The sequence below is a fragment of the Bacteroides sp. AM37-9 genome (assembly GCF_003603455.1).
Taxonomy (GTDB): Bacteria; Bacteroidota; Bacteroidia; order Bacteroidales; family Bacteroidaceae; genus Bacteroides; species Bacteroides xylanisolvens.
Genome location: NZ_QTNF01000014.1, coordinates 1 through 14,589 on the forward strand (window position 1 = coordinate 1; position 14,589 = coordinate 14,589).

At 41.7% G+C, this 14,589-nt stretch carries 17 protein-coding genes and 1 tRNA gene; 1 reads left to right on the forward strand and 17 read right to left on the reverse strand.

The features are described from left to right. Positions 1-452: 452 nt before the first annotated feature. The 11 genes from DW862_RS11530 to metK form a co-directional block, all read right to left on the reverse strand. Positions 453-523, reverse strand: a tRNA-Gln gene (locus tag DW862_RS11530). Between the two features lie 107 nt (positions 524-630). Next, complete coding sequence (gene tyrS / locus DW862_RS11535) at positions 631-1,923, reverse strand: tyrosine--tRNA ligase (RefSeq protein WP_008641576.1); 1,293 nt, start codon at positions 1,921-1,923, stop codon at positions 631-633. Between the two features lie 86 nt (positions 1,924-2,009). Continuing rightward, the gene (locus DW862_RS11540; RefSeq protein WP_120068309.1) at positions 2,010-2,696 is read right to left on the reverse strand and encodes a TatD family hydrolase; all 687 of its coding nucleotides are present in this window, start codon (positions 2,694-2,696) and stop codon (positions 2,010-2,012) included. Between the two features lie 24 nt (positions 2,697-2,720). Next, complete coding sequence (yidD, locus tag DW862_RS11545) at positions 2,721-2,996, reverse strand: membrane protein insertion efficiency factor YidD (protein WP_008641574.1); 276 nt, start codon at positions 2,994-2,996, stop codon at positions 2,721-2,723. Then, positions 2,993-3,382, reverse strand: coding sequence for a ribonuclease P protein component (gene rnpA, locus DW862_RS11550; RefSeq protein WP_118408260.1), 390 nt, complete (start codon positions 3,380-3,382; stop codon positions 2,993-2,995). Before rnpA ends, yidD begins: the two co-directional genes overlap by 4 nt. A gap of 5 nt (positions 3,383-3,387) precedes the next feature. Then, entirely contained in the window at positions 3,388-4,134 is a 747-nt protein-coding gene (locus tag DW862_RS11555) for a uroporphyrinogen-III synthase (protein ID WP_008023747.1), read from the reverse strand. Between the two features lie 4 nt (positions 4,135-4,138). Beyond that, positions 4,139-4,972: a DUF4271 domain-containing protein gene (locus tag DW862_RS11560; RefSeq protein ID WP_165861909.1), complete on the reverse strand. Its 834-nt coding sequence runs from the start codon at positions 4,970-4,972 to the stop codon at positions 4,139-4,141. Next, positions 4,969-5,556, reverse strand: coding sequence for a TIGR00730 family Rossman fold protein (locus tag DW862_RS11565; protein ID WP_032841920.1), 588 nt, complete (start codon positions 5,554-5,556; stop codon positions 4,969-4,971). Before DW862_RS11565 ends, DW862_RS11560 begins: the two co-directional genes overlap by 4 nt. A gap of 500 nt (positions 5,557-6,056) precedes the next feature. Beyond that, positions 6,057-6,428: a DUF3244 domain-containing protein gene (locus tag DW862_RS11570; RefSeq protein ID WP_120068312.1), complete on the reverse strand. Its 372-nt coding sequence runs from the start codon at positions 6,426-6,428 to the stop codon at positions 6,057-6,059. Between the two features lie 126 nt (positions 6,429-6,554). Further along, positions 6,555-8,222 (reverse strand): tetratricopeptide repeat protein, encoded by a 1,668-nt coding sequence (locus DW862_RS11575; protein ID WP_120068316.1) that lies wholly within the window; start codon positions 8,220-8,222, stop codon positions 6,555-6,557. A 182-nt stretch (positions 8,223-8,404) separates the two neighbouring features. Then, the gene (metK, locus tag DW862_RS11580; protein WP_008023738.1) at positions 8,405-9,697 is read right to left on the reverse strand and encodes a methionine adenosyltransferase; all 1,293 of its coding nucleotides are present in this window, start codon (positions 9,695-9,697) and stop codon (positions 8,405-8,407) included. Positions 9,698-9,925: 228 nt separating this feature from the next. Here metK and DW862_RS11585 point away from each other — a divergent pair, with 228 nt between their 5' ends. Beyond that, positions 9,926-10,111, forward strand: coding sequence for a hypothetical protein (locus DW862_RS11585; RefSeq protein WP_009040710.1), 186 nt, complete (start codon positions 9,926-9,928; stop codon positions 10,109-10,111). 106 nt (positions 10,112-10,217) lie between these two features. On the opposite strand, the gene folK is transcribed toward DW862_RS11585, so the two are convergent. From folK to DW862_RS11615, 6 genes are all read right to left on the reverse strand, one after another. Further along, complete coding sequence (folK, locus tag DW862_RS11590; RefSeq protein WP_009040709.1) at positions 10,218-10,694, reverse strand: 2-amino-4-hydroxy-6-hydroxymethyldihydropteridine diphosphokinase; 477 nt, start codon at positions 10,692-10,694, stop codon at positions 10,218-10,220. Further along, entirely contained in the window at positions 10,694-11,752 is a 1,059-nt protein-coding gene (queA, locus tag DW862_RS11595; protein ID WP_004302895.1) for a tRNA preQ1(34) S-adenosylmethionine ribosyltransferase-isomerase QueA, read from the reverse strand. The genes folK and queA overlap by 1 nt, the downstream gene beginning before the upstream one ends. Positions 11,753-11,769: 17 nt before the next feature. Further along, complete coding sequence (gene truB, locus DW862_RS11600) at positions 11,770-12,492, reverse strand: tRNA pseudouridine(55) synthase TruB (RefSeq protein ID WP_074706990.1); 723 nt, start codon at positions 12,490-12,492, stop codon at positions 11,770-11,772. Further along, positions 12,492-13,346, reverse strand: a complete 855-nt coding sequence (locus tag DW862_RS11605; protein ID WP_004313684.1) for an undecaprenyl-diphosphate phosphatase — start codon at positions 13,344-13,346, stop codon at positions 12,492-12,494. The genes truB and DW862_RS11605 overlap by 1 nt, the downstream gene beginning before the upstream one ends. 2 nt (positions 13,347-13,348) lie before the next feature. Beyond that, entirely contained in the window at positions 13,349-13,591 is a 243-nt protein-coding gene (locus DW862_RS11610) for a DUF3098 domain-containing protein (protein ID WP_004298881.1), read from the reverse strand. Positions 13,592-13,704: 113 nt separating this feature from the next. After that, on the reverse strand, positions 13,705-14,586 hold the full coding sequence (locus DW862_RS11615) for an ABC transporter permease (RefSeq protein ID WP_074706993.1): 882 nt from the start codon (positions 14,584-14,586) through the stop codon (positions 13,705-13,707). Positions 14,587-14,589 lie beyond the last annotated feature (3 nt).

The window sequence follows — 14,589 nt, forward strand, 5'->3', positions numbered from 1 at the left end:
TTTATCTAATTTTCTAAAACAAGGAATCAGAGTTCAACTACTGATTCGCATTATTTATAGTTATTGAATAAGTTCTCTTTCTACGTGCACTTCGTTTACGTACACGATGCAAAAATAGCAAAAGAAAACGGGTTTACCTTGCAATTTTGTTCCAATTATCCACCAAAAATGTCCAGAATCTGTGCAATGTACACTTTTTTAACGAACTATAATACGATTTGGGAGAGATTTCTACCTAATACACTTTGAACCTTCTATAATAAAATACAAGCTATTCAACGACCAACACGATAAGCATTAAAATAGTCAATATAACGAATAAAATAAGATTAATGAATTCTATATACGCTGATCCCCTATATACTTCAATTTTATAAGGATATACAAAAACGACGACTTCAGAGTCACGAAAGAAAAGCCCCGAAAGATGTCTCTTTCGGGGCTTTTCTTCGTTGGACTACCAAGATTCGAACTTGGACAAACAGAACCAAAACCTGTTGTGCTACCATTACACCATAGTCCAAACTTATGTGCTTTCTGTTAAAAAGCGGTGCAAAGATAGAGGTTTGCAAGCAAACCTCCAAATATTTCGTTCACTTTTTTACATTCTATCGAGTGAATCGTGCATTATTACTTTGCAATCAGCAAAAAATAGTTCTTTTTACCGCGCTGAACAAGCAGATATTTTTCATCGAGCAAGTCAGCAGTTGTGATTACCTGATCAAAGGCCGTTAGTTTCTCTTTGTTCAACGAAACGCCACCGCCTTGAACCAACTTACGCATCTCACCTTTCGAAGCAAATACAGCCGCATTATCGACGAACAAATCTACTGCCTTCACTCCTTCTGCCAACGCATCACGGGAAATCTCAAATTGGGGTACTCCTTCAAATACAGCCAGCAATGTATCCTCGTCCAATTTGCGCAAAGCGTCGGAAGTAGCATTACCAAACAAAATATTGGATGCGTCAACCGCTGCGTTATAATCTTCTTCCGAGTGAACCATCACAGTTACTTCTTTAGCCAGACGTTTCTGAAGGAGACGCAAGTGCGGAGCAGCCTGATGTTCGGCAATCAGTGCTTCAATTTCTTCTTTTTCGATAGAAGTGAAGATTTTGATATAACGCTCGGCATCGGAGTCGCTTACATTCAGCCAGAATTGATAGAACTTGTAAGGTGAAGTATAGCGAGGGTCCAGCCAGATATTTCCGGATTCTGTTTTACCAAACTTACCGCCGTCAGCTTTTGTAATCAGCGGGCAAGTCAGTGCGAACACCTCTCCCCCATTGGTACGGCGGATCAATTCGGCACCGGTAGTAATGTTTCCCCATTGGTCAGAACCACCCATCTGAAGCTTACAGCCCTTTGTTTCATACAAATGAAGGAAGTCATATCCTTGAAGCAACTGATAAGTGAACTCGGTAAATGACAATCCATCACGCGCTTCACCATTCAGACGGCGTTTTACAGAGTCTTTTGCCATCATATAATTCACAGTAATGTGCTTACCTACTTCGCGAGCAAAATCGAGGAAAGTGAAATCTTTCATCCAGTCATAATTGTTCACCAGTTCGGCACGGTTAGGCACATCCGACTCGAAGTCGAGGAACTTGGCAAGCTGTTTCTTGATACACGCCTGATTGTGACGCAATGTTTCCTCGTTCAGCAGGTTACGTTCTGCTGATTTTCCGGAAGGGTCTCCAATCATACCTGTAGCGCCACCGATCAGTGCCAACGGCTTATGACCGCAGCGTTGGAAATGACGAAGGATCATCACTCCACAAAGGTGACCAATGTGTAGCGAATCAGCAGTCGGGTCGATACCCAAATAGGCAGTCACCTGCTCTTTGCTTAACAACTCTTCTGTTCCCGGCATAATGTCCTGCAACATGCCACGCCATCTCAATTCTTCTACAAAATTCATCGTATTACTCTTTAATTATTTGGTTTTTATTGTATTCCAATTCCATGTGCGACAAAAGTACGACTCTTTCTCGGAAGATACAACTCTTACGCCCTAAAAAAGACATTTTGGATATTTCGGCGGATCGTCTCACGCAACGCTTCCACTTCTACCCCACGCACTTTGGCTGCCCGGCACAGGATATCTTCAATATCAAGCGAACTGTTGTCCGTTTCCAGAAACAACCGTTCGTCGGGTACTGTCCGCATCGTTTCATCAGAATAATACTCTCCCAAAGAAAGATAAAAGCCCTTCTTTAGCAACTGCACCGCCTGCTCCGTTTTTCCACGGAAACCATGCCATATCCAAGCTTGTTGGAGACGAAATTCTTTTTTCACTGCTAACAGCTCGTCCACCGCTTTCACGCAGTGGATAATCAACGGCAAACCATACTCTTCCGACAGCCTCACCTGCGCTTTAAACACCGTTAACTGAAGTTCCATTGAAGCTACTGCCAATTTATCCAATCCCGCTTCTCCTACGGCGACAAACTGCTTTTTCCGCAACTGCTGCTTAAGATAATCCAAAAGCTGTCCGGCATTATGCTCTGTCAACTCCCAGGGATGAATGCCGACAGAATAATAATATCCCCTATCCACTTCCACATCTCCTGCGAAAGGCATATACGATGGAGAGTCCGCCAACAGCGGATAATTCACGATAGATTTTCCCAGAGAATCGGCCTCCAGTTTATGAGTATGAATATCCAAAATGTCAGTCACATTCTTTTTCATCTTCTATTTCTCATTTTAATTGCTTCAAGGTACGGGATCATAGCCGGAACCACCCCAGGGATGGCATCGCAGAATACGCCGCACAGCGAGGTAAAGCCCCTTTACAGGACCGTGTTTCTTAATTGCTTCGACAGCATAAGCCGAACAAGTTGGCGTGAATCGACAAGAGGGAGGAGTAAGAGGCGAAATACAAACCCGGTAAAAGTAGATGGGAACAAGCAACAAGAAAGAGAATACTTTCCTCAAAATTCCCGTTACGAATACCCACAGGGCAGATATCCGGGAGTTACGAGGTTTCATGAGGATAGTTTTTCAGAGATGCGCGCAAGCGCTATTTTCATCTTTTCTTCCAATTCGGAAGTTGCAATAAGCTCGTCCGACAGATAGATAAAGGCAACGGCTAACCGTTGCTCCCGGCGTTGCAGTTCGTCCACCAGGAGAGATTTGTTCTTCCGGTAGGCTTCGCGTATCTGACGTTTCACACGGTTGCGTTTCACCGCTCGCTTAAAACGACGTTTCGATACACTGATTAGTATAGAAGCAGGAACCTCTCCCTGCTCGACAGGCATATATACAACGCGTATCGGAAAGATGGAAAACGACTTCGAAACGCCGCCTTCAAACATCTTTCCGATCAAAATTTTACTATTCAGCCTTTCGGCTTTACACAAAGTATATATACCCACTCTGTTTATTTATTGTTTTCTCTGATAAACATGTCAAGTGCGGCAGTCATTGACGGAGCCTGCACCGTAGGAGCTTCAAGGTCCAAACGGAGACCTGCGTCACGTACAGCCTGTGCGGTAGTAGAGCCGAAAGTTCCGATCTTAATCTCTCTCTGATTAAAATCAGGGAAGTTCTTCTTCAATGAAGTCACTCCGGCAGGGCTGAAGAACACTAACATGTCATAATCAAACTCCTCGTCCGGTGTAAAGTCGTTGCTCACTGTACGGTACATCACAGCTTCTGTATGCTGAATGTTATTCTTGTCGAGCAAGTTTTTCACATCGTCATTGTGTACGTCTGACATCGGAACGAGATATTTCTCCGTTTTATGCTTCACAATGGAAGGTATCAGGTCCTCAATCTTTCCGGTAGCTCCGAAGAAGATCTTACGCTTGCGATATTGCACATATTTCTGAATATACAATGCAACAGCTTCCGTCACGCAGAAATACTTCATCGTTTCGGGAATTGTCACGCGCAATTCAGTACACAAAGTGAAAAAATGGTCAATAGCATGGCGCGAAGTGAATATTACGGCAGTATGGTCGAGAATCGAAATTTTCTGTTGCCGAAATTCTTTCGCCGAAAGACTTTCAACCTTAATAAATGGTCGGAAATCTATTTTAACGCCATACTTTTCAGCTATGTCGTAATAGGGAGATTTCTCTGACGCAGGCTTAGGCTGCGACACTAGTACTTTTTTAATTTTCAACGTCCTAAAATTTTATTAGCAAAATATTGTTCATTCGAATCATACCTTGATAGAGTAGCAGACAAGGTACTATTTCAAGAGCGCAAAAGTACAAAATTAATAGGAAAAGCCCGCTAAATTGATGAAAAAAAAGCTTTATCCACTTATAAAACATCAATATTTTAGTGAAAATTAAAATAATAGACCCAATTATGACCAAATTTGTGAGACTTAAATCAAAATAAACTAGAAAAAGAACGAATGGAAAGAGGGCAAATCCGACATAATATATGAGCGCAGAATAGGATTCCAGCCATATATTTGTCTTATTTTTATCAAAAAACGTCCACCCAAGAAACATGTAAATCAGCCATTTTAGTAAGAAATAAGCAAGGCAGAATCCAACGTAGATACCCAGCAAAAGGAGGGGGGATACCTGGTTCATCAAAGCAGGGCATGTATCATGAAAATAATTGAGAAATGTGATACCCGACAAGACACAAGTCTGCAACACAAGCACAAGGAGATAACGCACATCGGCTGCCGTAGAACTATCAAAAATACTCGTTCGTTCACGGTGCAATACAAAGTCTTTCACCTGTTGGGAGAGAAATTTCTTTCCGCGCGCCAAGGCTATGGAGGAAAGAAAGAAGCAAGCCAGCAAGGTCAACGCAATGGCATCGTCCGTGCGGGGAGAGTAGGAGATAGGGGTCCCCTCAAAGCCGGAATCAACTTCTTGTACAGCATGAAGATCAACCAACTGCAGACTATCAGTGTCCGCCTTTGCCGGACTAGTCTGGTTCTGCCGAAGAAGGGACAGCGTATCCGCACTTCGGGAACTTAGTGTGTCGCCTATCATATCGCTGCAAATTTACGAATGGAAATGTCCCATACAGGAGTTTCATAAAGCAATTGAACCGCTTCTTCCGGCGTCTGCGCCACTTTCCATATATCGCCATGCTGCCGGCGCATAAAGTTCTCATCAATAGCTTTTTCAAGCATTTCGAGGAGTGGATCGAAGAATCCGTTTATATTGAGGATTACAATCGGATTGAGATATAATCCCAATTGTTTCCAGGTAATAATCTCCAGCAGTTCTTCAAGGGTACCGCATCCACCGGGCAAAGCAATAATACCATCGCTCAAATCTGCCATCTTCCGCTTGCGTTCGTGCATGGATTCTACTTCAATCAGTTCTGTCAATCCCGTATGATGCCAGTTTTGCTCCACCATAAAACGAGGAATCACACCTGTCACCTCACCACCATTTTTCAATACAGCATCTGCCACAGAACGCATCAGGCCAATACTTCCGGCTCCATTTATCAAACGAATACGGTGTTCGGCAAGCAAACGCCCGAGAGTATCGGCTGCTTGGAAATAAACAGCGTCTATCTTGGTACTGGAAGCGCTATATACACATACGGAATTTATCTGATTCATCTTCATCACTATCCATTATTATATCGAGAAGGCAAAATTACGAAAAAATTCCGTTATTCACATTCAACTTAATCAGAGATCATTTTTATCTCTACATTTATCTATCCCTATAAAAAAAATCTTGGACTCCTTATCCAGAAGTCCAAGAACCTTTCTCACAAAGAATACATCTATCACAGATATCTCATCTACTAACAGGTGTATCAAATTGTTGCTGAATGAACTTTATTATTCGAATCATAAAATCATTCGAACACCCTACCAGTAGTATTCAGCATACAATTTAAAAAAGTGATTTTAATTCTACGTTTCAATATACCTTTATGCGCCTTTCACAAGGTTTATTAAGCCCACGGATAGAATTTACCGATCTTTCCCCTTTCGGTCATCTAATCGCCATTTCAGCAATGCGCCATATATTTCAACAGCGGGGCTTCATCAGTTAATGATTTAGGTATATCATCATTATGTTAGTTGCAAATAATATATATTTCAAAGATTTATTCTAATTCAAAATCTCCGGTAAAGGCCTCCTTTGGAAGTTGTATCTCCAAAGTATATTTACCTTTCCCCTCACCTGTAAGATCAATATAAATCTTATCTACATTTAAATCAGTAGACGTATAAACAACTTCATCTGTTTCTGCATTCTTTATGATAACAGTTACAGTAGGAACAGTAGAAAGAAGGTCTATAGACAACAATGAGTTTTCAATAAAAGCAGCAGGAGTAACAGGGACAGATCGATGTTGTACCTCTGTTTTATTCTTTAGCCTGATTTGACGTGCAGATATCATTTCATGTGCAAAGGAAAACATACTTACTTGAAGTAAGACAGTCAACAACAAAAAAGGTAAAAATTTAGCTTTCATAATAAATGGGTTTAAAATTTCGCTTCAAAAATACACAGATGAAGTAAAATAAACGATTTTTATGTGGTAACAATGGTAACAGTTCTCCATTTAGATGTAAAACAGAGCTAGAAAAACCTATATATATCACTGAAGATCAACACCAAACACACGATCAAAAATTTGAGTATCCATTTTGTTCTTTATACGATTTTTGCGTGTCTTAAGAGCATCAGACGTGGCATCCATCAACTCCATCATAACAGTTTTTGAACAACAAAGCAATGAAAGAACACAATAAAATAGATCATCACCTGTTAAAGCCGGATAGCGCTCCTTCAAATTCATCATCACATCAACAAATGCATTAGAAATGGTAGAACGTATATCTTTCCTCAAGCTACGCATTGCCAATAATTGCTTATGAGTTGCTTTCTCCAACGCTTCCAATTGATCGTAACAATCAGTTGTTTTAAGTACAGATATACATAATTGAATTTGTTGCTCTGTCAACTCCGATCTTTTCTTATCTAAATCTTCTTTATTAGATTCAGAAACCTCTTCTTCTTTGAGTAACATAGTATCCACCCGCCTTTGGGTTAATTCACGTTGCAATGCTATATAACGCTTTTTCCTCTTCCTATCATTCCACATAAAACAAAAGACACAAATAATCATCAAGAAAAAGAATGTAAAAACCAAAGTAAAAACCAACATTTTAGTATGCTCCGACAATAACCTCTTATGTTCTTCTAATTGATGCTTATCCATTAACCGATTGAGTTCTTCATTGTCATTCATAATCTGCATAGAATCATAAAGTACTCTATATGCATCCATATTTTCTGTTGCGACCTTCCATTCACCTCTTTTCTTTGCAATTTGATGCATTCCATCATAACAAACAGCCTTGCCATAAATATTAAGTCGATCTATATTCTTACTAAAGAAATAACTGGCAGAATCAAGCCTATTTAAGTTCAACATAATTTGAGCTTTTGACAAACAGACATTAACAGCATCGTCTCCTTGTATCATCATTGCTTTTGACACATATTTATCGGCCTGAACATAGTCTTTTTTTTCATTGTAAACCATAGCAAGATCATGATAAAGAGCCCCTATCAAACTAGAGTCTTGCTCTGCTGATGCATAGTCAAGAGCTTTTTGATAATAAAACAATGCGCTATCCTTCTTATTTTGCAATAAACAGATACGCGCAATGCCTCTCAATGGGTATGTCTGCTGACTTTCCCCCTCCAATATCTGATAAGCTTGACGATAAGCCTCAATCGCTATATCATACAAATCATCTTTTTCATAGCAGTCTGCAAGATTATCATAAATCATTGCTAAGAATTCATCCCTAACAGGCATCAATCGAATTGCTGTCAAATACTCTTCTACAGCAAATGAAGTATACCCCATCTCCCGATAAGTAGCTCCCCAGTAATAATGAGCCTTTGCAGCACGCAAACTTTTCTTCTTATCACCATAATAGTCAACAGCCGTTTTTATCAATGAATCATCCTCTAAAGCAATATAGTTTTTATGCCGTGCCTGGGTGAGCAGTAGCGCATAAAGCGCCCGGTCAGCACGTGGCATTTTCTGCGGACAGGTAATTGATTCCAAAATAGATAAGGCACTGTCAGGACATGTCTCCATTAATGAATCAGCGCATAATAACAATGGATTCTTCACTGAAGGAGAGGAACAGGAAGAAAGAGAGACAGACATAAAAATGCTACCTACGCTGACAAGTAAAATAGAGAACACCAATAAATAGCGTTTAGAACAACAACATCTTGTTTTCATTTAGCAGTCTGTTTTATTTTACGATACAAAAGTAGCAATTTCCGATAAAACATACTTAGTAGCCAAAAAACATTTATTTAAATATAACTTATTAAAAATCAAGAGCTACAACTTCAATTTCCATTAAAAGAAGTTGAAATTGCAGCTCTTTCTTAACAAGTTAAGCCCTGTTTCAGACTGTTTTACAGACCAAAAGCAGCTTTAATTTTATCTACGTAATCGAGTTTCTCCCATGTAAAGAGTTCCACTTCCACAGTTTTGTCTCCTTCGTAACGAGAGAAGAATTTCTTCGTTATCACTTGCGGTTCACGTCCCATGTGACCGTAAGCAGCTGTTTCCTGATAAATAGGATTACGAAGTTTCAGACGTTCCTCGATAGCTTTCGGACGAAGATCGAACAATTGGTCGATAACACGCGCAATCTCGCCATCAGTCATGTTGACGTGAGAACGGCCGTAAGTATCGACAAAGATATTGATTGGACGAGCCACACCGATAGCATAGCTCACCTGTACAAGCATTTCGTCTGCTACGCCTGCCGCAACCATATTCTTTGCGATGTGACGTGCTGCATAAGCTGCACTACGGTCTACCTTGCTAGGATCTTTTCCGGAGAAAGCACCACCACCGTGAGCACCTTTACCGCCATAAGTATCAACGATAATCTTACGACCGGTCAAACCGGTATCTCCGTGAGGACCACCGATTACAAATTTTCCGGTAGGATTCACATGATAGATGATTTTATCATTGAACAGTGCCAACACCTTATCGTGATGAATAGAAGCAATTACACGAGGCATCAGAATCTCGATCACATCACGGCGGATGATAGACAACATTTCTTCGTCAGCTTTCAGTTGAGCAGCTTGAGAGTCATCTTCCGGTTGGATAAAGTCATCATGTTGTGTAGAAACAACGATTGTATCGATACGGACAGGCGTTCCGTTGTCATCATATTCGATAGTAACCTGGCTTTTGGCATCGGGGCGGAGGTAAGTCATTACCTTTCCTTCACGACGGATGTCGGCCAGCACTTGCAGAATGCGGTGTGCCAAATCAAGAGAAAGCGGCATGTAGTTTTCCGTTTCATTGGTAGCATAACCAAACATCATTCCCTGGTCGCCTGCACCCTGTTCCATCGGATCCTGACGCTCTACACCACGGTTGATATCGGGGCTTTGCTCATGAATAGCGGAAAGTACACCACAAGAGTTGCTTTCGAACATGTACTCTCCTTTGGTATAACCGATTTTCTTAATCACTTCGCGTGCAATGAGTTGTAGGTCAACGTACGCTTTTGTTTTCACTTCACCCGCTAGCACCACTTGTCCGGTAGTCACTAGTGTTTCGCAAGCTACTTTCGAACTGGGGTCGTAAGCCAACAGTTTGTCAAGCACGGCATCCGATATTTGATCGGCTACCTTGTCGGGGTGTCCTTCTGACACCGATTCGGATGTAAATAAGTATCCCATCTTTCTTAAATTAAGAATTAAAAAATAAGAATCAAGAATGAGAGAGTAGGAGAGGCGAGTGCTGCAAAGGATAAGCCGAAAGGCGTCAATCAGACGTGTTTTAGCATTTTTTTCCGTGGTTGCAAGCTACTCAAATCTGTCCACACTTTCATTTCGGTTGCAAAGATAAAGAGATTTTGGAGATAATGAGTATCTTTGCCACGTATTTAACACATAAATAGATTTATAATGATTCTAAATAAGAAATTAAAAACGCTTTTGGTGCTGGCGCTCTATGTAGGATTCACGATTGCTATCTATGCCATTGTTTGCCATTTCATCGACAAGCCGTTTCAGGAGATTCATTTGCTGTATGCAGTACTGATAGGATGCATCGCCTATTTGCCGGTGTTTATTGCGGAGAAAAAGAAATAAATAGTCTGTTTGGTGCGTATATATACTCACCATACTGGATATATATATCCAATACGCTGTACATATATGCCCAATACGGTGAGTATATATGCCCACCGAACAGGGGTTAGAGTGCGTTCAAAATACCTTTCATTGTCTTTCCCAACACAGGGTGCAAGATGTCCGGAGCAATTTCCGCCAGTGGTTTCATAACGAAGTCACGTTCTGCCATCAACGGATGGGGGAGGGTTAACTCTGCTCCGGAAGCAGAGGTCACAGAAAGCACTAAATCTTCATAAAGTAACAGGTCAATATCAATCAGACGGTCGCTATATATTCCGTTGACGGACTTTTTGGTACGCCCCAGCTCCCTTTCAATCATTTGCGTCTCTTGCAATACTTCCAATGGAGATAATTCCGTTTCTACACAAGCGGCCGCATTCAGGAAACTGTTTTCAGAAGCAAAGCCCCAGGGGGCAGTAACATAAAAAGCAGACAGGGAAACTACGTTCCCTACCTGCTCTTCTATTTTTTGCACGGCATCCCGGAGATTCTGTTCTTTATCTCCAAGGTTAGTGCCGAGTCCCAAATATACTTTTGCCATTATTTGTCCAGAATCAACATTGCATCTCCATACGTGCCGAAACGGTAACCTTCCTTCAAAGCTACATGGTAAGCATCCATCACCTGGTCATAACCACCGAAAGCAGCTACAATCATCAGCAGGGTAGAAAGCGGCATGTGGAAATTGGAAATCATTGAATTGGCTACGGTAAACTCATACGGAGGGAAGATAAACTTATTAGTCCACCCTTCGAATTCCTTCAAATGTCCGTCGGTGCTGACTGCGCTTTCAATAGCACGCATTACGGTCGTACCTACCGCACAAACATTTCTGCCGTTATCTTTGGCACGGTTAACAGTTTTCACCGCCATTTCGTTTACAAACATTTGTTCCGAATCCATCTTATGCTTTGTCAAGTCTTCTACGTCGATGTCGCGGAAGTTACCCAAACCAGCGTGCAAAGTGATATATGCAAAGTCTATACCTTTGATTTCCAAACGTTTCATCAACTCACGGCTGAAGTGCAAACTAGCAGTCGGAGCAGTCACCGCACCTTCGTTCTTCGCAAAGATAGACTGGAAGCGTTCTGCATCTTCCGGTTCCACAGGACGGTTGATGATAGAGTGGGGAAGTGGGGTCTCACCCAAAGAGTACAAAGCCTTTTTGAACTCATCATGAGGTCCGTCATAAAGGAAACGGAGCGTACGCCCACGGGAAGTAGTGTTATCAATCACTTCGGCCACCATCGAATCGTCCGGACCGAAATAAAGTTTGTTACCGATACGGATCTTACGTGCCGGATCGACCAATACGTCCCACAAACGAAGTTCTTCATTCAACTCACGCAACAAGAATACTTCGATACGAGCACCTGTCTTTTCCTTGTTACCATACAAACGGGCAGGGAATACCTTCGTATCGTTGAATATAAACACATCTTTATCATCAAAGTAGTCCAACACATCTTTGAACATCTTGTGCTCAATCTTACCTGTATTACGATGCAATACCATCAAACGAGACTCATCCCTATATTTCATAGGATGTAGAGCGATCTTATCCTCGGGTAACTTAAATTTGAATTGTGATAATTTCATATCTATTCCTTATTACGTTAATTATTTTCTTCCTCATTTTCTATTTCCTGTCCGTCAATCCACTCTTTAAAGTGTTCGGGGTTCAGGCAGTCTTCCAACCGGACGTCACCTACACGGGTGCGGATCAATCCTGTCAGATGGGCTCCACTATGGAGCGCTTCACCAATATCACGCGCCAGAGCACGAATATATGTTCCTTTGCTGCATACGACACGGATTTGAATCATCGGTTCCGGATCGTCCAGGCGACATTCCAGCAATTCAATCTCGTCGATAACAAGCTGTTTTGCTTTTAGTTCGACTTCTTCGCCTTTCCGGGCCAGTTCGTAGGCACGTTTACCATCTACCATACAGGCAGAGAAAGCAGGAGGCACCTGATCGATGGCACCGATAAAGCGCGTCAACACTTCTTCCACCAGCTCCCTTGTGATATGCTCGGTAGGGTAGGTGGCATCTATCTCATGTTCCAAATCGTATGACGGGGTAGTAGCACCCAAACGCAACGTTGCGACGTACTCCTTCGTGTGATATTGAAACTCTTCTATTCGTTTGGTTGCCTTGCCTGTGCATACAATCATCACCCCCGTTGCAAGAGGATCCAACGTTCCGGCATGGCCGACTTTTAGTTTTTTCACTCCGATCCGACGGCAAATATGATAGCGGGCGTGCCCTACTACTTTAAATGAAGTCCATCCGAAAGGTTTATTGAAAAACAGTACTTCTCCTTTTTTAAAATTCATCAGCCAATTTCTAAGTTGTATCCAAGCAGCAGCATTACCAAAATGGTTCCGCCAACAATAATTCTGTACCAGCCAAATGCCTTAAAACCATATTTCGTAACAAAGCTAATAAAGAACTTGATAGCCAGCAAAGCGACGATAAAAGCTACTACATTACCTATAATAAGTGCCGGCATATTGTTGAGAAGAATCTCCGTACCGCCATCCAGGAAGAGTTTCAACACCTTGTAGCCGGTTGCCGCAAACATGGTCGGCACGGCAAGGAAGAATGAAAACTCGGCAGCATCCTTGCGAGTCAGCTTCTGGGCCATACCTCCGACGATGGTAGCCATCGAACGGGATACCCCCGGTATCATGGCAATGCACTGAAACAAACCGATATTGAATGCCTTTCTTTCTGTCAGCACTGTATCTTCGCTTCCTTTCGAAAAAATCTTATCGCAGAACAGCATGAATATACCACCGATCACCAACATCACTGCCACTATCGCTACACTTTCCAGCATCTCGTCTATCTTATCACTGAACAGGAATCCCAAAATGGCGGCAGGAATAAAAGCTACCAGTAATTTCCAGTAGAAATCGAATTTATGCAGAAAACACTTCAAAGCGGAAGCTCCCGCAGGAGCCGGTGTATGGTTCAACCGGAAAAAACGCTTCCAATAAAGACAAACCACTGAAAGAATCGCGCCAAACTGGATAATAACAGTAAACGCTTTTACAAATTCAGTACTTTCTACTCCTAAAATGTTTTGCGTAATAATCATGTGTCCCGTAGAAGAAACTGGAAGAAACTCTGTCAATCCTTCTACAATAGCAATAATAATCGTCTCAAATGTCGTTAAGTCCCCCATCTTTATTCTTCTGTTTTTTGTGTTTTAGGTTTGCGTAATACAGCGTAAATCATAGACAAGAAGCCAAACAGGCAAACGACTGGCGCTACCTTGATTCTGCGTACACTGAAAATATCGGGTTCAAAAGAGGTTTCGGACGATGTAGGTCCCGTCATCAATAGAAAGCCGATAATAACAATCGCCATCCCTATCGCGAGCAAGATAAAGTTCACTTTATCAAAGGCAAATTTCTGCTTGTCAGACATAGTTTATTTAATTACAAATTACTAATTACAATCATTCCCTTAATCTATCAGTAGGGCGTTACGGATGCTAATCACACACAAACACAGGTTTGTAACCAGCCATTCGCCATCCGCTAAATATAGTACAGGCTGTTGGCTTTCATTCTCAAATATTTATTCATGGAGAAATAGGCACATAGCCACGTTATTACAATTCCAAATACCAATACGCTTGCACAGACAATCAACATGACTTCGGGCGTGATGACCTGAAACAATTCTTGTTCATACGTCACGGCCCAATAGGCGGTTCCCATCAATATGGAATCGGCAACAATGGCTGCCAGTATTCCGCTCCATACATTCTTTCGAAGGAATGGCCCTCGAATGAATCCCCAACTCGCCCCTACTAGTTTCATCGTATGAATGAGGAAGCGTTTCGAGTAGATAGCCAGTCTTATCGTATTGTTTATCAGGGCAAAAGAAATAAAAGTGAGCACCACTGCCAGAGCGAGCAGCACCAGACTGATATTTCGTATGTTATCATTCACAGCGTCAATCAGTTCCTTTCGATAGAGCACGTCTTGAATATTGGTATTCTTTTTAATCATTTTCTCTATCTTCGCGATGCTGTCGGAATTGGCATAGTCGGAATGGAGCTTGATTTCGATGGAAGCGGTAAAGGGGTTATAGCCCAAGAATTCTTCCGGGTCGGTTCCCATTGCCTCCGTCTGCTCTTTCAATGCTTGTTTTTTAGAGATGTATTCGGATTGTTTCACGAAAGGTTCCTGATTCAGTTTCTTCTGAAGTTTCAGTATATCCGCTTCTTTCATATCGTCACTGATAAGAACGGAGAAACTGATATTCTCGCGGACATATACGGAAAGATTGTGCGCCGTCAATACGAAAAAGACAACCAGTCCTAACAACAGCAACACCAGTGTCGTACTGATACTCGACGTAATGAACTGCATGTCGAAGATTGAACCTGACTTATATTTGTTTTGATTTCCCATGCG